25 protein-coding genes are annotated in these 21839 nt (G+C 59.7%); 13 read left to right on the top strand and 12 right to left on the bottom strand.

What is annotated here, in order from left to right:
• Positions 1 to 66: 66 nt before the first annotated feature.
• Together GYN01_RS07120 and GYN01_RS07115 are read left to right on the top strand one after the other, a co-directional pair.
• The gene (locus GYN01_RS07120; protein WP_082149383.1) at positions 67 to 951 is read left to right on the top strand and encodes a sugar nucleotide-binding protein; all 885 of its coding nucleotides are present in this window, start codon (positions 67 to 69) and stop codon (positions 949 to 951) included.
• On the top strand, positions 944 to 1873 hold the full coding sequence (locus tag GYN01_RS07115; protein ID WP_048362324.1) for an NAD-dependent epimerase/dehydratase family protein: 930 nt from the start codon (positions 944 to 946) through the stop codon (positions 1871 to 1873). The genes GYN01_RS07120 and GYN01_RS07115 overlap by 8 nt, the downstream gene beginning before the upstream one ends.
• Positions 1874 to 1933: 60 nt before the next feature.
• On the opposite strand, the gene GYN01_RS07110 is transcribed toward GYN01_RS07115, so the two are convergent.
• The 5 genes from GYN01_RS07110 to GYN01_RS07090 all read right to left on the bottom strand — a co-directional run bounded on the left by GYN01_RS07110 (position 1934) and on the right by GYN01_RS07090 (position 6049).
• Positions 1934 to 2632, bottom strand: coding sequence for an OmpW/AlkL family protein (locus tag GYN01_RS07110; RefSeq protein ID WP_048401532.1), 699 nt, complete (start codon positions 2630 to 2632; stop codon positions 1934 to 1936).
• Positions 2633 to 2904: 272 nt separating this feature from the next.
• Positions 2905 to 3435 (bottom strand): DUF3299 domain-containing protein, encoded by a 531-nt coding sequence (locus GYN01_RS07105; protein ID WP_048362326.1) that lies wholly within the window; start codon positions 3433 to 3435, stop codon positions 2905 to 2907.
• Between the two features lie 10 nt (positions 3436 to 3445).
• Positions 3446 to 4711, bottom strand: a complete 1266-nt coding sequence (locus GYN01_RS07100) for an ABC transporter permease (RefSeq protein ID WP_048401530.1) — start codon at positions 4709 to 4711, stop codon at positions 3446 to 3448.
• 1 nt (position 4712) lies between these two features.
• Positions 4713 to 5423, bottom strand: coding sequence for an ABC transporter ATP-binding protein (locus GYN01_RS07095; protein WP_048362328.1), 711 nt, complete (start codon positions 5421 to 5423; stop codon positions 4713 to 4715).
• A 71-nt stretch (positions 5424 to 5494) separates the two neighbouring features.
• Entirely contained in the window at positions 5495 to 6049 is a 555-nt protein-coding gene (locus tag GYN01_RS07090; RefSeq protein ID WP_203306771.1) for a DUF2796 domain-containing protein, read from the bottom strand.
• A 134-nt stretch (positions 6050 to 6183) separates the two neighbouring features.
• Here GYN01_RS07090 and GYN01_RS07085 point away from each other — a divergent pair, with 134 nt between their 5' ends.
• A complete protein-coding gene (locus tag GYN01_RS07085) occupies positions 6184 to 6525 on the top strand; it encodes a hypothetical protein (RefSeq protein ID WP_048362330.1) in 342 nt (113 codons plus the stop codon).
• A 91-nt stretch (positions 6526 to 6616) separates the two neighbouring features.
• On the opposite strand, the gene GYN01_RS07080 is transcribed toward GYN01_RS07085, so the two are convergent.
• Genes GYN01_RS07080 through GYN01_RS07070 form a run of 3 tightly spaced genes read right to left on the bottom strand, consistent with a single transcriptional unit; the run spans position 6617 to position 8659 of the window.
• Positions 6617 to 7492, bottom strand: a complete 876-nt coding sequence (locus GYN01_RS07080; RefSeq protein WP_203306770.1) for a thioredoxin family protein — start codon at positions 7490 to 7492, stop codon at positions 6617 to 6619.
• Between the two features lie 31 nt (positions 7493 to 7523).
• Complete coding sequence (locus tag GYN01_RS07075) at positions 7524 to 8213, bottom strand: class I SAM-dependent methyltransferase (RefSeq protein ID WP_048401524.1); 690 nt, start codon at positions 8211 to 8213, stop codon at positions 7524 to 7526.
• Entirely contained in the window at positions 8210 to 8659 is a 450-nt protein-coding gene (locus GYN01_RS07070; RefSeq protein ID WP_048362333.1) for a YbaY family lipoprotein, read from the bottom strand. The genes GYN01_RS07075 and GYN01_RS07070 overlap by 4 nt, the downstream gene beginning before the upstream one ends.
• 140 nt (positions 8660 to 8799) lie before the next feature.
• Between GYN01_RS07070 and nrdR the strand changes: the two genes are divergently transcribed.
• From nrdR to GYN01_RS07020, 10 genes are all read left to right on the top strand, one after another.
• Entirely contained in the window at positions 8800 to 9264 is a 465-nt protein-coding gene (nrdR, locus tag GYN01_RS07065) for a transcriptional regulator NrdR (protein ID WP_165599938.1), read from the top strand.
• Between the two features lie 38 nt (positions 9265 to 9302).
• Positions 9303 to 10394 (top strand): bifunctional diaminohydroxyphosphoribosylaminopyrimidine deaminase/5-amino-6-(5-phosphoribosylamino)uracil reductase RibD, encoded by a 1092-nt coding sequence (gene ribD, locus GYN01_RS07060; protein WP_048401577.1) that lies wholly within the window; start codon positions 9303 to 9305, stop codon positions 10392 to 10394.
• Between the two features lie 46 nt (positions 10395 to 10440).
• On the top strand, positions 10441 to 11106 hold the full coding sequence (locus tag GYN01_RS07055; protein WP_059763749.1) for a riboflavin synthase: 666 nt from the start codon (positions 10441 to 10443) through the stop codon (positions 11104 to 11106).
• A gap of 16 nt (positions 11107 to 11122) precedes the next feature.
• Positions 11123 to 12214 (top strand): bifunctional 3,4-dihydroxy-2-butanone-4-phosphate synthase/GTP cyclohydrolase II, encoded by a 1092-nt coding sequence (gene ribBA, locus GYN01_RS07050; RefSeq protein ID WP_048362335.1) that lies wholly within the window; start codon positions 11123 to 11125, stop codon positions 12212 to 12214.
• 92 nt (positions 12215 to 12306) lie between these two features.
• On the top strand, positions 12307 to 12783 hold the full coding sequence (gene ribH, locus GYN01_RS07045; RefSeq protein WP_048362336.1) for a 6,7-dimethyl-8-ribityllumazine synthase: 477 nt from the start codon (positions 12307 to 12309) through the stop codon (positions 12781 to 12783).
• Entirely contained in the window at positions 12780 to 13280 is a 501-nt protein-coding gene (gene nusB / locus GYN01_RS07040; protein WP_019409429.1) for a transcription antitermination factor NusB, read from the top strand. The genes ribH and nusB overlap by 4 nt, the downstream gene beginning before the upstream one ends.
• 15 nt (positions 13281 to 13295) lie before the next feature.
• Positions 13296 to 14255: a thiamine-phosphate kinase gene (gene thiL, locus GYN01_RS07035; protein ID WP_203306769.1), complete on the top strand. Its 960-nt coding sequence runs from the start codon at positions 13296 to 13298 to the stop codon at positions 14253 to 14255.
• 172 nt (positions 14256 to 14427) lie between these two features.
• Positions 14428 to 15045, top strand: a complete 618-nt coding sequence (gene ribA / locus GYN01_RS07030; protein ID WP_048362339.1) for a GTP cyclohydrolase II — start codon at positions 14428 to 14430, stop codon at positions 15043 to 15045.
• Complete coding sequence (locus tag GYN01_RS07025; RefSeq protein ID WP_048401520.1) at positions 15042 to 15461, top strand: hypothetical protein; 420 nt, start codon at positions 15042 to 15044, stop codon at positions 15459 to 15461. The genes ribA and GYN01_RS07025 overlap by 4 nt, the downstream gene beginning before the upstream one ends.
• The gene (locus GYN01_RS07020; RefSeq protein WP_048401518.1) at positions 15461 to 16258 is read left to right on the top strand and encodes a cobalamin-binding protein; all 798 of its coding nucleotides are present in this window, start codon (positions 15461 to 15463) and stop codon (positions 16256 to 16258) included. Before GYN01_RS07025 ends, GYN01_RS07020 begins: the two co-directional genes overlap by 1 nt.
• A gap of 51 nt (positions 16259 to 16309) precedes the next feature.
• On the opposite strand, the gene GYN01_RS07015 is transcribed toward GYN01_RS07020, so the two are convergent.
• The 4 genes from GYN01_RS07015 to GYN01_RS07000 all read right to left on the bottom strand — a co-directional run bounded on the left by GYN01_RS07015 (position 16310) and on the right by GYN01_RS07000 (position 21444).
• Positions 16310 to 18160: a TonB-dependent receptor domain-containing protein gene (locus GYN01_RS07015; RefSeq protein ID WP_203306768.1), complete on the bottom strand. Its 1851-nt coding sequence runs from the start codon at positions 18158 to 18160 to the stop codon at positions 16310 to 16312.
• A 126-nt stretch (positions 18161 to 18286) separates the two neighbouring features.
• Positions 18287 to 20185, bottom strand: coding sequence for a 1-deoxy-D-xylulose-5-phosphate synthase (gene dxs / locus GYN01_RS07010; protein ID WP_048362343.1), 1899 nt, complete (start codon positions 20183 to 20185; stop codon positions 18287 to 18289).
• Between the two features lie 132 nt (positions 20186 to 20317).
• Entirely contained in the window at positions 20318 to 21205 is an 888-nt protein-coding gene (ispA, locus tag GYN01_RS07005) for a (2E,6E)-farnesyl diphosphate synthase (RefSeq protein ID WP_048362344.1), read from the bottom strand.
• The gene (locus GYN01_RS07000) at positions 21202 to 21444 is read right to left on the bottom strand and encodes an exodeoxyribonuclease VII small subunit (RefSeq protein WP_048362345.1); all 243 of its coding nucleotides are present in this window, start codon (positions 21442 to 21444) and stop codon (positions 21202 to 21204) included. The genes ispA and GYN01_RS07000 overlap by 4 nt, the downstream gene beginning before the upstream one ends.
• Between the last annotated feature and the right edge of the window lie 395 nt (positions 21445 to 21839).

The following is a 21839-nucleotide window of genomic DNA, read 5'->3' as shown; positions in this document are numbered from 1 at the left end:
AACGGCTTGCACGGTTGGTTTTCTGGTATACATCACCGTTCTGAATAGACTGAGCCTGCACACTCTATGCGAATGCGCCTTATGTTATTGGGCGGCGGAAATGCTCTCGGGCAGGCGCTGATTCGTCTGGGTGCCGAGGAAGACATCCACTTCCTGGCCCCGCGTCCGCCGCAAGACGGCTGGGACGCTGCGAGTCTCACGCAACTGCTCGACGACACCCGACCGGACGCCGTTATCAACCTTGCGTACTACTTCGACTGGTTCCAGGCGCAGTCAGTCAGCGAAACCCGCTTGGCTGCCCAGGAACATGCCGTCGAACGGTTGGCCGAACTGTGCCAGCATCACAGCATCACCTTGCTCCAACCTTCCAGTTATCGCGTCTTCGACGGTTCGCGGGCCACGGCCTACAGCGAAAAAGACGAACCCGTGCCCTTGGGGTTGCGGGGTCAGGCGCTGTGGCGGATCGAGCAGAGTGTGCGGGCCATTTGTCCGCAGCACGTGCTGCTGCGTTTCGGCTGGCTGCTCGATGACAGCCCGGATGGTACCCTGGGGCGTTTTCTGGCTCAGGCTGAAAAAACCGGTGAGTTGCTGATGGCCGATGATCGCCGCGGCAATCCTACGCCGGTCGATGATGCGGCGCGGGTAATCATTTCGGTGCTCAAGCAGCTGGATTGTTCGGCACCCTTGTGGGGCACCTACCACTACGCCGGGCATGAGGCCACTACTCCGCTGGCGCTTGGTCAGGCGATTTTGGCCGAGGCGCGGAACCTGCATCCGCTGGCAATCGAAGCGCCTACACCACAAGCGCACGCCGCACGGCCGGATGCCGCAGAAGAACCACAGCACGCGGTGCTGGCATGTAAAAAAATCCTACACACCTTCGGGATCAAACCTCGCGCCTGGCGTGCCGGTCTCCCGATCCTACTGGACAGGTTTTATCGTCATGGCTGATGCCCCGATCCTCGTCACCGGCGGCGCCGGGTTTATAGGTTCCAATCTGGTTGACGCGTTGCTGGCCAAGGGCTACGCAGTGCGAATCCTGGATGACATGTCCACAGGCAAACGCAGCAACCTGCCCCTGGACAATCCCAACGTAGAACTGATTGAAGGTGATGTGGCAGATGCCGCGCTGGTCGCCGGCGTCATGGCCGGGTGCCGTGCCGTTGTGCATCTGGCCGCCGTGGCTTCAGTACAAGCCTCGGTAGACGACCCGGTACGCACTCACCAAAGCAACTTCGTCGGCACCTTGAACGTGTGCGAAGCCATGCGTGAATCAGGTGTAAAACGCGTGGTATTTGCCTCCAGTGCTGCGGTTTACGGCAACAACGGTGAAGGCGAGTCGATTGTCGAAGACACGCCTAAAGCACCGCTCACGCCCTATGCATCCGACAAGCTGGCCAGCGAATACTATTTGGATTTCTACCGTCGCCAGCACGGCCTGGAACCTGTGATCTTTCGCTTCTTCAACGTCTTTGGGCCACGCCAAGACCCGTCTTCGCCGTACTCGGGCGTGATCAGCATCTTCAGTGAACGCGCTGAAAAAGGCCTGCCCATCACCCTTTTTGGCGATGGCGAACAAACCCGCGATTTCGTCTACGTGGGCGACCTGGTCAACATTTTGGTGCAGGCCGTCGAGGCTGAACACGTTGAAGAGGGCGCGGTTAACGTGGGCCTGAACAAAGCCACCACCCTCAAGCAAATGCTCACCGCACTGAGCGACGTTGTCGGCCAGTTGCCGCCGATCAGCTACGGCCCGCCGCGTTCCGGCGACATCCGCCATTCGCGTGCCGACAACAGCCGTTTATTGCAGCGATTTACCTTGGGCGAAATCACGCCGATGAGTGAAGGGCTGGCGCGCTTGTTGGGGCGTTAACAAACACTGCATCTGAAAAAGGCGCCTTAAAAGGCGCCTTTTTTTGTGTGCGGCGGTAGCTTAGAACTTGTAACCCAGGCCCACCATGTAAACCCATGGATCTACATCAACGTTGACCTTGGCTCGCGTGCCCGGTGCAACGCCGTTGTTTTCAACGGTGGCGCGGGTATCGATGTCGATGTAACGCGCCTGGGCGTTGATCATGATGTTGTCGGTCAGCATGTAGTCAGCACCGATCTGCCACGCCATGCCCCACGAGTTTTTCGCTTTGAAGTTGTCGAAGCCTGCTGCATTGGCGCGGCTGCCGACGTGTTCGTCATAGATCCAGGTGTAGTTGATACCGGCACCCACGTACGGTTGGAACGCCGATTTGGAGTCCAGCGGGTAGTACACAACGCTCAAGGTTGGCGGCAAGTGCTTCAGGGAACCGAGTTTGCCGTTGGCGGCATCAAGGCCGGTGCCTTTGAGTTTCACGTCATGCTCAAACGGCGTCGCCGCCAACAATTCGATACCAATGTTGTTGGTGACCATGTACGCAAAGTTGAGACCCAATTGGGTGTCGCTGCTCATCGTTGCTTTGCCGCCCAGATCGTAACCCGACAATGGACCTTGATCCACTTTAACGCTGGAGCTGTCGGCTTTCGGGTTAACCGTGATTGCACCGGCACGGACGATGATGTCGCCTTCAGTGTGCGCGTGAGCAAGCGGGGCAACGACGGCGAGGGCGAGGGCCGCTACGCTGAGCAAAGACTTGTGCATGGGAGCTCCAATTGGATATTTAAAATTTATATAACCAATGGTAATGAGCGCCCTGCGCACCTCTGTTGACCCAGCTCAATGAAACGGTGAAGACCGACAAAATTGTGAAAATTTCGTGAACCAACACGCAAACGTTCACTCTGTAGCCAGCCACGCAGTGCTGACATACCCCCTGCTGCCAAGTCTTTAACGGGGGCTTGAGCGACGCCGCAGTCTTCGGGTTTACGATCCCTTGGCCATTGAACCTCGCCGTCGGCAACGGCGACGAGGGACTATTCCGGCAGTTCGTAGACGTAGATTTTCTGCGCATCCATCTGGTAACCGGCATCAGCCAGTTCGCTGGTGCTGGGCTTGACCTGCATCGCGCCTTCGATCCAGTACGGTTGGTACAGCTCATCGAGCTTGACCCCGACTTTGCTGGTGACATGCACGATCTGATTCGACGGCGGCGGCGGGACATGAATGCAGGCGCCGTAGTACGGCACCAGCAAAAAGTCCGTGGTGCGTCCTTCTTCACTCACCTCAAGCGGCACGATATAGCCCGGCAGGCGGATGTGCTGACCGTCCAGCGCAGGCACCACCGGGGCATTGGGCGTGCCCTGTTTGGCCGCGGGTGCTGCCTCCGGATCAAGGTTGCCCAGTTGCGACAGGTCGTGCATCGGCGCCATGTCCGCCACTTCGGGCGGTGCATCCGGCGGGATCATCTCAGACCAGGTCAATTCCTTCGGTTCAGCCGCCCACAGTGGAGCGGACACCAGCAGCAACAGTGCGAGCAGCGCGCGCGGCAATACAGAGCGATTCATAGGCACAGGCTCATAAGCGAATGGACAGACCATCGGCCAGCGATTGTCGGTAAGCGCGCCAGGCGGGCACGCAGCCCATCAACAGGGCGGCTGCCAGAATACCTGCGAGCAAGGTCCATTCATATTCACTCGGCCAGGCCAACGGCAAATACAGCCCGTAGTTCGACTGCACGTAGCCTTGGGCCACGGCGATGCTCACATACAACAACGCCACACCTGCAACCACGCCAGCCAATGCCAACGCCAGCGCTTCAAACACCAGCAAAGTGGCAATGTGCCAAGGGCGGGCACCCACTGAGCGCAAAATCGCCATCTCGCGGCGTCGCTCGTTGAGGCTGGTCAAAATGGCGGTGAGCATGCCAATCAACCCGGTCAGCACCACAAACAACGAGACCACAAACAGGGCCTTTTCAGCGGTACTCATCAAGCTCCAGAGTTCTTGCAGGGCCACGCCGGGCAAAATCGCCATCATCGGTTCTCCGCGAAATTCATTGATTTCACGTTGCAGGGCAAAGGTCGAAATCTTGCTGTTCAACCCCAGCATAAAGGCGGTAATGGCCTGCGGCGTGAGGTCCATGTTGCGGGCCTGATCGGCCGTAATGCGGCCTGCGCCGCGAGCAGGCACGCCGTTATGCCAGTCGATGTGAATGGCTTCCATGCCGCCGAGGCTGATGTGCAGCGTGCGGTCGACCGGGGTGCCGGTGCGCTTGAGAATGCCGACCACGGTGAACGGTTTATCGTCGTGCTTGACCAGGCTCACGGCGGCGACGCCATGCGCCAACACCAGTTTGTCGCCTAATTTATAGTGCAACGCCTGCGCGACCTCAGCCCCCAGTACCACTTCAAACGGATCGGTCGCAAAGGCGCGGCCAGTAGCCAGTTCAAGGTTTTGCCGATGGCCGTACTGATAATGCTCAAAGTACGCCTCGCTGGTGCCCATCACCCGGTAGCCGCGGTGGGAGTCACCCAACGACATGGGAATTGCCCACTTCACCTTCGGGTTATTGGCGAAGTGTTCAAAGCTGTCCCAGCGGATGTTGTTGGTGGCATTGCCGATGCGAAACACCGAATACAGCAGCAAATTGACCGACCCCGAACGTGCGCCGACGATCAGGTCCGTGCCGCTGATGGTGCTGGCAAAACTGCTGCGGGCCTCCGTTCGAACCCGCTCCACGGCCAGCAACAAACACACAGACAGGGCAATCGCGAATGCTGTCAGTAACGCGGTAAAACGGCGGTTAGCCAGGCTGGCCAGCGCAAGACGAAACAAATACATCTCAGACCTCTGCCGTCGTGGCGGCACGATTGAGTTCAGACAGCGACAGGTTGCGATCAAACAGCGGGGCCAGGCTCTGGTCGTGACTGACAAACAGCAAGCTGGCCCCGGCCTCGCGGCATTCGGCGAACAACAATTGGATAAACGCTTCGCGGGCATCGGCATCAAGGGCCGAGGTGGGCTCATCGGCGATCACCAGCTCGGGTTGGCCGATCAGGGCACGGGCGGCGGCGACCCGTTGTTGCTGGCCGATGGACAGCGAGTCGGCGCGCCGCTCCAGCAACGCGGGGTCTTTAAGGCCCAAATGGGCGAGCAAGGTTTGCGCCGCTTTATCAACGCTACCGTGGCGTTGGGTGGCACGGCTGGCGCGCAGTTTGGAAAAGTGACACGGCAACTCAACGTTTTCGCGCACTGACAAAAAGGGCAGCAAATTGAATTGCTGAAAAATATAACCGGTGTGATCGACGCGAAACCGGTCCCGTGCGCCCGCCCCGAGTTCGCTGAGTGCTTGGCCCAGTAAACGGATCGTCCCCCTATTGGCTTTTTGCACACCGCCGAGCAAGCCCAGTAACGTGGTTTTACCACTGCCGCTGGGGCCTTTGAGGAACAGGGTTTCGCCCGCTTGCAGGCGGAACTGAGGAATATCCAGCAGCACGGGGTGGCCCGGCCAATTAAAACTCAGGTCGCTCAGTTCGATGAGTGCATGGGTCATGGGGAGTCAGGGTCGCCTGCAATGTGATGGAAGGGCCTAGAGGCGCAAGGCAAGCTCGCGCCTGTACCCGTTTAGAACGTGAGCGTCGCTGCTTTGGCCGTCACTTGCACGGCCTGCTGACCGCTTGGGCCGATCAGTTGTACCTTGAATGTGTGGGTGGCGGGGAATGTCTTGAAAAACTGCGCCAGATCCAGGGTTTTCAGGGCTTCAGGATGGCTGCACGTGAACGCGTAGTGAGCTTCGATATCGCTGTGGTGATGCTCTGTTTTACTCACGCGCTCTTCAGGGGCCGGCTCGAATAACGGGCTGTTGAGTTCCTGTTCATCGACCGTGCAACCGGCTGTTTTCGGCACGCTGAACAGCACTAATGGATTGGCCAGTTGGGTGCGGGCGGCAGCGACCTTGGCTTTGTCAGCGTCAGTATTGGCAAGGTGCTCGAACCCCACCAGATTCATGGCCGGGCCGTCGAGGTCCAGTTCCAGTGTTTGACCATCAAGCGCCACGTTCAAGCTGGCAACGCCGTGTTCATGCGGCGCCAGGCTGCCGTGTTCGTGATCGTGGTCCTCAGCATGCGCCACAGCCAGCGGCAACAGGGCAAACGGCAAAGCAAGCAGCAAACGGCGCATAGCATGACTCCAGCTAGGAAGAGGGAATGGCTTGTTATGTGATCTTATAACAATGTTGCGAGAGTTTGCCCGTGTGCTTGGCGTTACGCAAGACGCGTGGGAGCATGCCTTCATGAAACTTCAGGAGCAGGGTGATGGTGCGTATTCGCGGAACAATTGGCGACTGGCCAGTGGATTTGACGGTAGAGCTGGATGAGGCGGAGTGGGCGCAGCTGGGCGGGCAGTTAAACGTTAACGCACCGGCCCCGGTTGCAGTTGCCAACAAACCTGCGAATCAAGACGATGCCGTGTGGGAAGCGACCAAGGATTTGTTGCGTCAGGCGGGTCAGATGACCGGCCCGCAACTGCTCGCCCAACTGCAAGCGCTGGCCGGCAGTACAGGTGCCGGGAAGCGCTTGCTGGTGCGATTGCGCCACAGCAGCGAGGTGAAAGTGGTCAGCGGCACTGACTCACCGGTTTACAGCTGGGTTGAATAAATCAGCAGGATGCACGCCCGACTTGGCGTAGGCGCTGGCTGCGATCTTTTTTAAGATCAAGCGATCGCAGCCTGCGTGTTGATGTGCGGATTTAGTACAGCGCTGCAAACAATTTGCGGCGGTAAGTGGTCACCAGTGGGTGATCGTTGCCCAGCAGGTCGAACACTTGCAGCAAAGTTGTGTGCGTAATGCCTTCGTTGTAGCTGCGATTGCGCACAAAGAGCTTTAGCAAACCTTCGAGCGCGCCTTCATATTGCTGGCGGGCCAATTGCTGAATGGCCAGTTGGTAGGCGGCTTCATCGTCCTGCGGGTTTTGCGCCACGCGGGTTTTCAAGTCCGCGACATCGGGCAGGTCTTTGGCTTGGCTCAAAAAGGTCAATTGCGCCTTGGCGCCCGCCAGTTCGGCTTTGTGTTCATCGCTTTTTACAGCATCGAGCACGGCTTGCGCTTCTGCCAGCTCGCCACGCTCAGCCAGGCAGCGACCATACAAAATCAGCGCCTTGGCGTGGGTGTTGTCTTCGGTCAGGACCTGTTTGAGTAGCGCCTCGGCTTCGGCAAAACGGCTTTCGGCAAACAGCGCCTGAGCCTGAACCATCGGGTCTTCGGCGGCCGGAGCAGGCATTTCGACATGTAGCTCAAGCATGGCGCGAATAGCGGACTCCGGCTGTGCTTCCTGAAACCCGTCGACGACTTTGCCTTCCTTGAACAGCACCACCGTCGGCAGGGTCTGGATACCGATGCGCCCCACGATGTCCTGTTCAATGTCGCAATTGACTTTGGCCAGCAGCAGCTCGCCTTGGTAGTCCTCGGCAATGTGTTCCAGGATCGGCAGCATCACTTTGCACGGTGCGCACCATTCGGCCCAGAAATCGACTAACACCGGCTGCTCGAAAGAGGCTTCGATCACGCGTTTATCGAAGTCTGCTGAGGTCACATCGAAGCTGAAAGTCGTCGTTGGCTGATTCATTACGGGTCTCGAAACAGGTAAATGAGGGCAACTATAAAGGCTGTGCGGGCACGCTGAAAGCCGTACTGCGGCGCTGCGCATGATATAGGCTCACTTGGCGAAACTCATGGGGTTCGGCCAAGTCGGGCAAGGTCAATGCCCTGAGCGTTGCCAGTTGCCGGTACAGCGGATGTTTAAAGTCGCGCACCCGCGAATCAGCCACCAATGCCTGCTGCCCTCGAGTCAAAAATTGATCCAGTAGCGGCAGGTTTTCCCGGTCGTAGAGCACATCGGCCACCAGAATCAGATCAAAGCGGTCCGCCTCGGCAAAAAAGTCGCTGGAATAACTCAGTTGCACATTATTCAGTTCAGCGTTGGCTCGACAGGCAGCCAGCGCCAATGGGTCCAGATCACACGCCAGCACTTGCAGCGCGCCGGCCTTGGCCGCGGCAATGGCCGCCACCCCCGAACCGGCGCCAAAATCCAGTACGCGCTTGCCTTTGACCCACTGCGGGTGTTCGGCCAGATACCGCGCCAATGCCAGGCCGCTGGCCCAGCAAAAGGCCCAGTAGGGCGGCTCGTAGAGAATGCGCCGGGTTTCGTCCGGGGTGAAGGCGCGGTCCATGTTGTGCGCGTCGATCAACCACAGTTTGAGGGAGGTGCCAGGCAGATCGGTGGCCACCAGCCGCGCATCACCCAGCAGCTCACTTAATGACTGTTGCAGGTCGAACGGTATGTTCATGGCGCTTTGACGAGTGCCAGGGTGCCCATTGCCTGGGTCGCGGGTTGGCCGATGATGCGCGACGGCAGGTGCAGAATCAGTTGCCCGGACTGACTGGCGCGCCCGCGCAGTTCCACCCGTGCCCCGGCCGGAAACGCTTGCGGGTTGAATCGCAGCTTGAACGGCAGTGGCTGGCTATTGCCGATGATCTTGCTGCTGGCCATCAGCCCTTGAGGGCGTCCGCGTTCATCCACGATCAGCATTGCCAACTCGACTTCTGCGCCAGCCGGTACGCCGGTCAGCACGCCACTCAATTCACGCTGATAGGCGGGCAGGGGGCCAAGATCGGCCGGGGCATCGGTTTTTGGCTGCGCCAGCACTTGGGGTTGTGCCGACTTTGGCGGCTCACTGCTACAGGCGACCAGCAAACTGGCGAGGCACAGCAAAACAAGCGTTCGTAGCGACATAGTGGGCTCCAGCGGCAGGTCAGTCGTTGTATCAGATTGTGTAAAACGTAGTAGGCGGACTGTATACCGTAAAGCCTATGGCTTGTCTTGCCAGTGGGATGCGCTAACATGGCGCTCCCCATTTTTTGTTGCCTGCCACCATGCACTGTCCCTTCTGCGGTGCCAACGACACTAAAGTCATCGACTCGCGTCTGGTCGCCGAGGGCGATCAGGTGCGCCGCCGGCGTGAATGCCTGGCCTGTGGTGAGCGTTTCACCACCTTTGAAACAGCTGAGTTGGTCTTACCCCGCCTTATCAAGCAAGACGGCAGTCGTCAGCCGTTCGACGAAGAAAAACTGCGCGCCGGCATGCAGCGTGCGCTGGAAAAGCGCCCGGTGAGTGTCGAGCGCCTTGAAGCGGCGCTGGCCCATATCAAAAGCAGGCTGCGCGCCACCGGCGAACGCGAAGTCAAATCGCTGGTCGTGGGTGAGCTGGTCATGGGCGAGCTGCAAAAGCTCGATGAAGTGGCCTACATCCGTTTTGCCTCTGTTTATCGACGCTTCCAGGACCTCAATGAGTTCCGCGAAGAGATCGACCGCCTTGCCCGTGAGCCTTCAAAGGAGTGATTGTGTCCACTGAGCAACTGGTTTTAGACGCCCATTACATGGCGCGTGCCATCGAGTTGGCCCGTAAGGGGCTGTACACCACCCACCCCAACCCTCGTGTGGGTTGCGTCATCGTGCGTGACGGCCAGATCGTCGGCGAAGGCTGGCATGTGCGTGCGGGTGAGCCGCACGCCGAGGTCCACGCCTTGCGGGCCGCCGGTGCACTGGCTCGCGGGGCGACGGCCTACGTCACCCTTGAGCCGTGCAGTCATCACGGGCGCACCCCGCCGTGCGCCGAAGGCTTGGTCAATGCCGGGGTCGCCCGCGTGGTGGCCGCCATGCAAGACCCCAACCCGGAAGTCGCAGGGCGTGGCCTCAAGCGTTTGGCCGATGCTGGCATTGAGGTGCGGTGCGGCGTGCTGGAATCTCAAGCGCGTGCCTTGAACCAGGGCTTTCTCAAGCGCATGGAGCATGGCCTGCCGTTTGTGCGGGTCAAGCTGGCAATGAGCCTGGACGGGCGCACCGCGATGGCCAGTGGTGAGAGCCAATGGATCACCGGGCCTGCCGCACGTTCTGCGGTGCAGCGCTTGCGCGCGCAAGCCAGCGTGGTGATAACCGGTGCCGACACGGTACTGGCCGATGGCGCCCGTTTAACGGTGCGTGCCGATGAATTGGGGCTGGACGCCGAGCAGACCGCGCAGGCCATGAGTCGTGCGCCGCTGCGCGTGTTGATCGACGGGCGCTTGCGCGTGCCGCTGGATGCACCGTTCTTCAAGGCAGGCCCCGCGCTGGTCGCCACCTGTGTGCCGCCTGCCGAACAATACCGCACAGGCCCCGAATGCCTGGTGATTCCGGGTGAGAACGGTCAGATCGATCTGCGCCAGTTACTGCGGGCGCTGGCCGCCCGCGATGTCAACGAAGTGCTGGTTGAAGCCGGTCCTCGTCTGGCGGGTGCATTTGCCGAACAGGGCCTGGTGGACGAGTATCAGATTTTCATCGCAGCCAAGTTTTTGGGCTCTACGGCCCGTCCCTTGCTGGAGCTGCCGTTGACCCGCATGAGCGAAGCGAGCGAGCTCAAGATCATCGAAATGCGCGCGGTGGGGGATGACTGGCGAGTCACTGCCATACCTGTGCCATCAGCGAGCGTATAATTCTCAGCCTCCGTTTTACGCAGGCTTGGTTCTCAAGGGGAACGCCATGTTTACCGGCATTATCGAATCCATCGGCAACATCCGTGCACTGACCCCAAAAGGTGGCGATGTACGGGTTTATGTAGACACCGGCAAGCTCGACCTGAGCGACGTCAAGCTGGGCGACAGCATCGCGATCAACGGCGTGTGCCTGACCGCGGTTGAGTTGCCGGGCAATGGTTTTATGGCCGATGTCAGTCGCGAAACGTTGGACTGCACCGCGTTCAATGATTTGAAAACGGGCAGCCGGGTCAACCTGGAAAAGGCCCTGACCCCGACCACACGTCTGGGTGGCCATTTGGTAAGCGGCCACGTGGACGGCGTGGGCGAGGTGATCTTCCGTGAGGAGAACGCCCGCGCCATTGAGTTCCGTATCCGCGCACCCAAAGCGCTGGCCAAGTACATCGCCCATAAAGGCTCGATCACGGTAGACGGCACCAGCCTGACCGTGAACTCGGTCAATGGCGCCGAATTCTCGCTGACCATCATCCCGCATACCCTGACTGAAACCATCATGGGCGACTACCGCCCTGGCCGCCGGGTAAACCTTGAAGTTGACCTGCTGGCGCGTTACCTGGAGCGTTTGTTGCTGGGCGACAAAGCCGCCGAGCCGACCCAGGGCAGCACCATCAGCGAAAGTTTTCTGGCCGCCAACGGCTACCTCAAATCCTGACTTAAGGGGGTGCCGCGTGGCGCTCAACAGCATCGAAGAACTGGTTGAAGACATCCGCCAAGGCAAGATGGTCATCCTCATGGATGACGAAGACCGCGAAAACGAAGGCGACCTGATCATGGCCGCCGAGTGCTGCAAGGCTGAGCACATCAACTTCATGGCGCGCTTCGCCCGTGGCTTGATCTGTATGCCGATGACCCGCGAGCGCTGCGAGCTGCTCAAATTGCCCTTGATGGCACCGCGCAACGGTTCGGGTTTTGGCACCAAGTTCACTGTTTCCATTGAAGCGGCGACGGGCGTCACCACGGGCATTTCTGCCGCTGACCGCGCCCGCACCGTGCAAGCGGCCTCTGCCAAAGATGCCAAGGCCGAAGACATCGTCAGCCCCGGCCACATCTTCCCGCTGATGGCCCAGGCGGGAGGCACTCTGGCTCGCGCCGGTCACACCGAAGCCGCCTGCGACCTGGCGCGCATGGCTGGTTTCGAACCCAGCGGCGTGATCTGCGAAGTGATGAACGACGACGGCACCATGTCCCGTCGCCCGCAGCTTGAAACATTTGCTGCCGAACATGGCATAAAAATCGGCACCATTGCTGACCTGATCCACTACCGCATGATCCACGAACGTACCGTTCAGCGGATTGCCGAGCAGCCATTGGACAGCGAACTGGGCCAATTCAATTTGGTGACCTATCGTGATTCAGTCGAAGGTGATGTGCACATGGCGCTGACCCTGGGCAAGATCTGCGCTGACGAACCGACGCTGGTACGGGTGCACAACATGGACCCGCTGCGCGATCTGCTGATGGTCAAGCAGCCCGGCCGCTGGAGCCTGCGCGCCGCCATGAGTGCCGTGGCACAGGCCGGTAGCGGGGTTGTATTGCTGCTGGGTCATCCGCTGGACGGTGACGTACTGCTGGCGCATATCCGCGAAACTGCCGACGCTGCGCCAGTGAAAAAACCGACCACTTACAGCATCGTGGGTGCCGGTTCGCAGATCCTGCGTGACCTTGGTGTGCGCAAAATGCGCCTCATGAGTTCACCAATGAAGTTCAACGCCATATCCGGTTTCGATCTGGAAGTTGTAGAATACGTGCCCTCCGAATAAAGACCGGGTGTTTCCCGTCTGAAATTCGTGGCCCAAACTCCTTAAAGAACGCACGCGAGTGCGTTCTGGCTCTTTAATACGAGACATACCGAATGACCCTGAAGACCATCGAAGGTACCTTCATTGCCCCCAAAGGTCGCTACGCACTTGTAGTTGGCCGTTTCAACAGCTTTGTTGTCGAAAGCCTGGTGAGTGGTGCCGTTGATGCCCTGGTTCGCCACGGTGTGAACGAAAGCGACATCACCATCATTCGTGCGCCGGGTGCGTTCGAAATCCCGTTGGTTGCGCAGAAGGTTGCCCAGCGCAACGAATTCGCCGCCATCATCGCCCTGGGCGCTGTGATTCGTGGCGGTACGCCGCACTTCGAATACGTTGCTGGCGAGTGCACCAAAGGCTTGGCCCAGGTGTCCATGCAGTTCGGCGTACCGGTTGCATTCGGCGTGCTGACCGTTGACTCCATCGAGCAAGCCATCGAGCGTTCCGGCACCAAAGCCGGTAACAAAGGCGCAGAAGCTGCCTTGTCCGCCCTCGAAATGGTCAGCCTGTTGGCGCAGTTGGAGGCCAAGTGATTTCCGACGAAAGCGATCGTTTCAACCCGCGCGATCCAAAACCTGCGGACGCTGGCAAGCCCTCTAAAAGTGCTAAACGTCGCGAAGCGCGTCAGCTCGCGACCCAGGCGCTGTACCAGTGGCACATGGCCAAGCATTCGTTGAACGAAATCGAAGCGCAGTTTCGCGTTGATAACGACTTCACTGACGTTGATGCGGCTTATTTCCGTGAAATCCTGCACGGCGTGCCTGCACACCGTGGCGAAATCGATGCTGCCCTGACCCCGTGTCTGGACATCACCATCGAAGAGCTGGACCCGGTTGAGCTGGCTGTACTGCGCCTGTCCACCTGGGAGCTGATCAAACGTGTCGACGTGCCTTACCGCGTTGTGATCAACGAAGGCATCGAGCTGGCCAAAGTGTACGGTTCCACCGACGGCCACAAGTTCGTCAACGGTGTACTCGACAAATTGGCGCCACGCTTGCGTGAAGCCGAAGTTAAAGCGTTCAAGCGCTAAACAGCGCTGCGTGCCATGGGCGAGTTTGAGCTGATCCGCACCGTCTTCGCTGCCGCGCCTTGTGCGCAAGGCGGCGAGGGCGTTGCGCTGGGTATTGGCGACGACTGCGCCCTGCTGGATGTTCCCTTCGGGGAACAACTGGCCATCTCTACCGACACGCTGGTGGCAGGCGTGCACTTCGCAGATCCTTGCGACCCTTTCTTGCTCGGTCAGCGTTCGCTGGCAGTGGCGGCCAGTGATTTGGCGGCCATGGGCGCAACCCCCCTCGCGTTTACCCTTGCCCTGACCTTGCCGACGGTTAACGCCGATTGGCTGCAAGCGTTCGCCCGGGGTTTGAATCAAATGGCTGTGGCGTGCAATCTGCGCCTGATCGGTGGCGACACCACGCGTGGGCCGCTGTGCCTGACGCTCACGGTGTTCGGCCGCGTGCCCAGCGGGTGTGCCCTGACCCGCAGCGGTGCGCAGCCGGGTGATGTGCTGTGTGTGGGCGGTGAGTTGGGCAATGCCGCCGGGGCCTTGCCCTTGGTGTTGGGCCAGCGCAGTGCCGAATCGTTTGTTGCGCAACCTTTGCTGGCGCATTACTGGTCGCCGCAGCCGCAACTGGCGTTGGGTCAGGCGCTGCGCGGCAAAGCCACCTGCGCGCTGGATATCTCCGACGGCTTGTTGGCCGATTGCGGGCACCTCGCGCTGGCGTCACAGGTGCGGCTGCTGATCGACAGTGATCGCGTGCCGGTCTCATTGGCCCTGGAAGAATTTCTGGGCAGCGCGGGCGCGCAGCAAGCGGCCTTGAGCGGCGGCGACGACTACGTACTGGCGTTTACCTTGCCTGAGCGCGATGTGCCGATCCTGCTGGCGGACGGCTGGCCGATCCACGTTATTGGGCGTGTGGTTGAAGGGCAGGGCGTCAGTCTGATCGACGAGCACGGCCAAGACATCACCCCGGCAATCTGCGGCTACCAGCACTTTCCAGGCTGACGCCCTCAGTGGTCGCAGTCTTCGGCAGCGACTACAGAGGGGGGTGTTGCTGCGAAAAGCCATCAAACTTTTTGATCGTTATCTCCGATAATTCAGCCTAAGCGTCTGTAGGAACGTCCTGTTACAATGCGCCTCTGCGAATCTCCAGTCCTCATTTGATCAGGAGCACACGGTGCCCGTCGCTTTTGTTGCAGCTTGCAAACTCCCTACTCCCTTTGCCGAATTCACCATGCATGGCTTCCTTGAGAAAGCCACGGGTCGTGAACACGTTGTGCTCAGTTTGGGCGACGTAGCGGATGGCGCGCCCGTGTTGGGTCGGGTGCATTCTGAATGCCTGACCGGCGATGCACTGTTCAGCCAGCGCTGTGACTGTGGTTCACAGCTCGAAGCGGCCTTGCAAGCCATCGCCCGCGAAGGCCGCGGCGTGTTGCTGTACTTGCGTCAGGAAGGCCGCGGCATTGGCCTGCTGAACAAGATCCGTGCCTATGAGTTGCAGGACGGCGGCGCTGACACCGTTGAGGCCAACGAACGTCTGGGCTTTGCGGCCGATCAGCGTGATTACGCAATCTGCCTGCCGATGCTTGAGCACATGAGCGTCAAGTCCCTGCGCTTGATGACCAACAACCCGCGCAAGGTCAAAGCCTTGACCGATATGGGCATCACCGTCGCTGAGCGTGTGCCGCTGCACACCGGCCACAACCCGCACAACAAGCTGTACCTGGCGACCAAGGCCAATAAACTCGGGCACATGATGGGCAATCAACACCAGAACGAGGCTGATCCGGCGTGACCCGGGGCCAGCGTCGTCGGCGTTTGAGTTTCAGTTGGTGGCAACAGTTGGTACTGACCCTGCTGCCGCTGGCATTGGCCAACTGGTTTTTCGGTAAGTCCGAACCCTTGCTGCCTGGGCTGACAATGCCTTTCTTTATTGCCGGGGTGGCGTCGATGTTTGTCACCCTGCGCACGTTCAGCCCCTACAAACATGGCCTGATCAACCTGCAAAAAGCCCTCGATACCGCGCAAGAGTCTGCTGCCTGGGCTCATCTGGCGCAGGTCCGGCGGCGTGCTTTGCTGGCCGCCGGGCTGCCTGCCTGGATCGCCGCGCTGGCGGTATTTGTCGGGCTTGAAGGTGTGCCGCTGTTGTTACTGGCGTTGTCGACGCTGGTGCTGTTTTACCTCTATCGCATTCCTCGTCAGGTCGGTTGATGCGCCTGTGGCTGGCGCTTGCGTTGCTGGCCGTGGGCGTACCCGGCATGGCCGCCACGCGGGTGGTCAGCCTGGCACCGTCGCTGTCTGAAATGGTGGTAGAGCTGGGCGCCAGCGACCTGCTGGTCGGGCGTCTGGACGCAGGCGAACCCGTGCCGGAACTGGCCCATGTCCCTTCAGTGGGCGGCTATGGCCAGTTGGACATGGAGCGCGTGGTCAGCCTGCAACCGGACTTGCTCTTGCTATGGCCGGGCAGTGTCGGCGTTGCGCAACGCGAACAACTGCGCCGGTTGAACATCCCGACCTACAGTGCTGAACCCAAAAGTCTGAGTGAATTGGCCGATCAGGTCCAAGCCCTGGCCGTTGCCTTGAATCGCCCCGAGCGCGGCCTTGAACTGGCCACGCAGTGGCGGGCGCGGCTGGCTGAGCTGCGTGCGCAGTATCACCGTGATACGCCGTTGCGGGTGTTTTACCAAGTGTGGGATCAACCGCTGTACACCGTAGGTGGCGGGCAAATCATCAGCGATGCGCTGGCGGTATGCGGCGCCAGCAATGTGTTTGCGGACCTTCATCTGCCTGCACCGCAGGTCAGCATCGAGTCTGTGTTGCAGCGCAACCCTGAGGTGATCATTGCAGGCACCCAGGCGCAGTTGACTGCTTGGAAAGCCTGGCCGCAGATCGACGCGGTAAAGCACGGGCGATTACTTTTATTGAGCGACAAAGGTCTTGAACGGCCGAGCGGGCAGATGATCGAAGCAACAGCCAAGCTCTGTCAGCAACTGTCGATAACCCCGTAGACGCTGGCGAAGGCTGCGAGCGGTTGATCTAAAAAAACACAGCCGTCGGGGTTATAAGGGGGGCGTCCAGGTCACGCCAAATTGCAGGCTGCGCCGCTCTTCGCGATAGCCGTAATACTGCCCTTCATAGCCGTATAGCGCGCGGGTGAAGGTTTTATCCAGCAGGTTGTCGACTTTCACCTCCAGGCGCACTTCTGAACTGGCTTGCCAGTTGCCCCGCAGCCCTAACAGTCCATAGCCGCCAATCGGCTGTTGATTGGCTTCGTCGTTATAGCTGCTGCTCACCGCTTGCCAACTGGCGCCGACGCCAAGGCGATCAAACTGACGATCCAGATCCAGGCTCAACGTGCGCCGCGCACGACGGCTCAGGGTTTTGCCCGTGTCACGGTCGCGCGGGTCGATGATTGCGACGCCCAGGCTACTTTGCCAGCCGAACCACTCTTGGTGCAGGGCGCTTTCAAAACCGGTTATGCGGGCTGAGCCGATGTTTTGCTGAATCCAGTCGGCATCCGCCACGATTGCGTCGCGAATGTCTGTGCGATACAGCGATGTCTCCAGTCGGCTTGTGTCGCTTAACTGACTGCGCCATTGCAGCTCGTAGCTTTTGGAGTGCTCGGGTTTGAGTGACGGGTTGCCAAACTGCGGGTAGTACAAATCGTTAAACGTTGGCGCACGAAAGCCCTCGCTGTAGGACAACAGCACATCGTTGTCCGCATTCAACGGCACCGTCAGGCTGCCACTCCAGGTGTTGTTGCTACCAAATTGTTGGTTTTTGTCGTGACGCAGCCCCAGCTCCGTCGAAAAGTACTCACCCTCAAAGCGATGCTGAACAAACGCTGCGCGGTTCCAGCGGCTGTCTTGCTCAAAGTCAGTGCTGCTGCGTACCCGGTCTTCATACGTATCAAGGCCAAGCATCAGGCTGTTTTGATCGTCCAGCGTCAGGGTGTTCTGCCAATTCAACGCGTCGCGATAGGTGTTGAAGCTGTAAAGGGCAGGGCTGAGCTTGTCCCGGGTCTTCTCGCGGTTCTCGCTATGGCCCAGCTCAAGGCGTGAGTTCCAGCGCTCTGAGAGCTGCGCATCGATAAAACTGCCCACGCTGCTGATGTCGAAATCGCTGTAGCCCTGTTGGCCGAACATGGCATCCAGTTCGGTTTTGCCGGTGCTCTTGATGGCACTGATCCCGACTTCCAGTGTGTCGCTCAGGCTGTGGTTCAGGTTCAGGCTGACGGATTTGTTGCGGTAAGCGTCGTGATCGTTATCGACCGGGTAGGACACGGTGGTGCGATTAATACCCGCCGTTTCCTCCAGCGCCCCGCTGAGGTTGAAGCGTGTTTGCGCATCCCCGCCAGAAACCCCCACGCTGTTTTGCGAGCTGCCATACCTGCCTGTCGCACTGTGCAGGCGCAGTTGCGGCGCTTGATGGGCGCCACGTCGGGTGAAAATCTGAATCACTCCGCCAATGGCATCGCTGCCATAAATCACCGAGCGCGAGCCGCGCAGCACTTCTACGCGCTCGATCTGGTCAATGTTCAGGTATTGCAGGTTGCTGTCGGCCGACGTGGCATTGGCCATGCGCTGGCCGTCGACCAGAACCAGGCTTTGCGCTGACTTGGTGCCGCGAATATAGATGCCCGGTAACGCCCCGCGCCCACCACTGCGTGCGACTTGTACGCCGGGCACGCGCCCCAGCAGGTCGCTCAGGCTGGTGGGTTGCAGGCGGTCGATGTCGGCGCGGGTAAACACTGTATTGGCGCTGCTGCTGTCCGAGCGCGCCTCTACCTGGCGATTGCCGGTGATCAGTGTTTGCGGGAGCTTGAGCGCGTCGTCACGTTCAATGGCGTCGGCCATCAGCGAGCTGGCAGGGATAAAGCTGAGGAATAAGGCTGTGCGCAGATGTTTCATGGAATCCGGATTCTGTAGTCGCCGCCGCAGGCTGCGATAAGGGCCCAAGGCCTTCAAGAAAAAGGTCCGTCGCCACGACGCACCCCCAACCCTTCGCAGCCTGCGGCAGCGACTACAGAGTGTTTTTCAAAGCCCCAGCAGTGCCATGCGCTGGCGCACCGAGGCTTCAATGCCTGGCGCATCCAGACCGCATTCGGCCAGCATCTGGCTCGGTTTGGCGTGCTCGACGTACACGTCCGGCAAGCCCAGGTGAAGCATGGGCTTAAGCAGGTTTTCGCGGGCCATGAACTCACTGACCGCTGAGCCTGCGCCGCCCATGATGGCGTTTTCTTCGACGGTCACCAACAGGTCGTGGCTGTTGGCAATTTCTCGCACCAGCGCTTCATCCATCGGTTTAACGAAACGCATGTCGACCACAGTGGCGTCGAGTGTTTCGGCCACTTGCAGGGCTTGGGCCAGTTGCACGCCGAACACCAGCATCGCCACTTTCGACCCTTTGCGACGGATCACGCCTTTGCCGATCTCGATCGGTTCCAGTGTTTTCTCGATAGGCGTATTGGGCCCCGTACCGCGTGGGTAACGCACCGCCGCCGGGCCGTTATACAGATGGCCGGTGGTGAGCATTTTGCGCAATTGGTTTTCGTCACTCGGGGTCATGATGACCATGCCCGGAATGCAGCGCAGGTAAGACAGGTCGAAGCTGCCGGCATGGGTTGGCCCGTCTTCACCCACCAGGCCCGCACGGTCGATGGCAAACAGCACGTCCAGGTTTTGCACGGCCACGTCGTGCACCAACTGGTCATAACCGCGTTGCAGGAACGTCGAATAAATGGCCACCACTGGCTTGGCGCCTTCACAGGCCATGCCCGCGGCAAAGGTTACGGCGTGTTGTTCAGCAATGGCCACGTCGAAATAACGCAACGGGAAGCGCTCGCTGAACGCGATCAGATCCGACCCCTCTTTCATCGCCGGGGTAATGCCCACCAGGCGCTGGTCGGCGGCGGCCATGTCGCACAACCACTCGCCAAACACGGCGGAATACTTAGGCCCGCTCGCGGCTTTGGGTGCGGCTTTTGGCGCGTCCAGCGGTTCAAGTTTGGTGATGGCGTGGTAACCGATCGGGTCGACTTCTGCCGGGGCGAAGCCCTTGCCCTTTTTGGTGACGATGTGCAGGAACTGCGGGCCTTTGAGGTCACGCATGTTGCGCAGCGTCGCGATCAGCGTGGGCAGGTCATGGCCGTCAATCGGGCCGATGTAGTTCCAGCCCAGTTCTTCAAACAACGTGCCGGGCACCAACATGCCTTTGGCATATTCTTCGGTACGGCGGGCGATTTCCCAGGCGCCAGGCAAGCGCGACAGCACTTTCTTGCTGCCTTCGCGCATGCTGGCGTAGGTGCGGCTCGACAGAATTTTGGCCAGGTAGTTGGACAGCCCGCCCACATTGCGCGAGATCGACATGTCGTTGTCGTTGAGGATCACCAGCATGTTGGCGTTGACCTCCGGCGCATGGTTCAACGCTTCAAACGCCATGCCAGCGGTCAAGGCGCCATCACCGATCACCGCAATGGCCTTGCGGTCGCTGTTTTGCAAACGGGCGGCAATTGCCATGCCCAGCGCAGCGCTGATCGAGGTGCTGGAGTGACCGACGCCAAAGGTGTCGTACTCGCTCTCTGAGCGACGCGGGAAGGCGGCAACGCCGTCCTTCTGGCGCAAGGTCGCCATTTGCTCGCGACGGCCGGTGAGGATTTTGTGCGGATACGCCTGATGACCCACGTCCCACACCACGCGGTCGTCCGGGGTGTCAAACACGTAGTGCAACGCGATGGTCAGCTCGATGACGCCTAAGCCTGCACCAAAATGCCCGCCCGTCTGGCCGACGGTGTAGAGCAGTTCCTGGCGCAACTCATCGGCCAAAGGTTCCAGCTCGGCTTCGGCTAACCGGCGCAGGCCCGCAGGCGTGCCGGCTCGGTCGAGCAGGGGCGTGGTCGGGCGCTTGCGGGGAAACTCATGAAACGTCGTTGGCATCAGGCGAATCGTTATAGGTATAAGAAGAGGCGGCAGTTTACCTTATGCAACGTAAGCTGCCCACGGAGTCTGGTATTCGTTAGTCAGACCTTGGCATTAGAGCGTGTCTGAAATATCGGGATAGCGCCGCTTTTAGTGGCGGCGCTCTACGATATAGCGCGCCAGTTCACGCAATGGCTCTGCCGCTGCATCAAAAGGTCGCAGGGCGTCAATGGCCTGATCGCGCAGCTCAAGTGCATAGGCTTTGGCGGCGTTCAGGCCCATCAAAGACGGATACGTAGGCTTGTCACGGGCCGCATCGGCGCCCGACTGTTTGCCCAGAGTGGCGGTATCGCCTTCCACATCAAGGATGTCGTCCTGCACTTGAAACGCCAAACCAATGGCCCGCGCGTACACCTTCAGTGCCTGCAAATCACTGGGCTGGGCACGGCCGCTGGCCAATGCGCCCAGTTGCACACTGGCTTCGATCAGGGCGCCGGTCTTGTGCCGGTGCATGTATTCCAGAGCGTTTTGATCAAGCTTGATACCGACTGAGCCGAGGTCGATGGCTTGACCGCCTACCATGCCTGCCGGGCCTGCGGCCAATGCCAAGTCAGACACCATCTGTAAACGCGTCTGGGCATCCAGTGTGCTCATGTGCGTGTCGAGCAGGGCGCTGAACGCCAGGCTTTGCAAACCGTCACCGGCCAGAATTGCGCAGGCTTCATCGAAGGCTTTGTGCGTAGTGGGCTGGCCACGGCGCAGGTCGTCGTCGTCCATCGCGGGCAAATCATCGTGTACCAGCGAGTAGGCATGAATAAGCTCTACCGCGCAGGCTGCGCCGTTGGCGTGCTCGGGTGGGCAGCCCAAGGCTTGGCAAGCGGCATACGCCAGCAGCGGGCGAACCCGCTTGCCTCCATTCATGACGCTATAGCGCATGGCCTCATATAGACGGGCCAATTGCGGCGACGGCGCGACAAACAAGCGTTCAAGGGCCGCATTGACGCGGGCCTGGCTGCTGGCCTGGTAGGCATCAATCATTCGGGCTGTTCCGCATCAAAGGGTTCTTGCGCCAGTTCGCCATCACGCTCAAGCAAGATCTGCACTTTTTGCTCGGCTTGAGTGAGTGCGCCCTGGCAATCACGGGTCAGGCGAATGCCTTGTTCGAAGGCTGTCAGCGAGTCTTCCAGCGACAGCTCGCCGTTTTCCAGGCGCTCGACCAGTGTTTGCAGCTCTGCGAGGGACTGCTCGAAATCCGGGGAAGTTTTTTTGCGGGCCATGGCGGCGCTCTCGGTAGGCGTTAAAACCGGCCGACACTAGCAGACGCTGAGTTTTGGGGCAAATCCGGCGGCGGGTGCGGGTGCTCAATGCGCTTGTGCATTCACTGGGCGGGGGATTGAGCCACCGTGTCTATTTGTCTTTGGGCGCCGTAGGAATGGGGCTGTAAATGCTAGCGATTATGCTCCTAAAAGATGGTTATGAAGATTTTTTAGCTCCGAGACGCTTCCTTTAGAATTACGGAAAATTCCGACATTTTTTACTTTTCCTTTCCAATACTGTCTCGCCACTTGAACGGAATCGGTAGTGGCCAATGGCAACTTTTTCTTATTTTTGGACAGCATTCGGAGCGCGTTCTTCTTTGATTGGCGGCAGGCCATGACCTAAGCCAACAAGC

This window comes from Pseudomonas weihenstephanensis, from assembly GCF_016812185.1.
Classification (GTDB): domain Bacteria; phylum Pseudomonadota; class Gammaproteobacteria; order Pseudomonadales; family Pseudomonadaceae; genus Aquipseudomonas; species Aquipseudomonas weihenstephanensis.
Note: the sequence above shows the minus strand (reverse complement) of the source record. Positions and strands in the feature narration are given on the sequence as shown.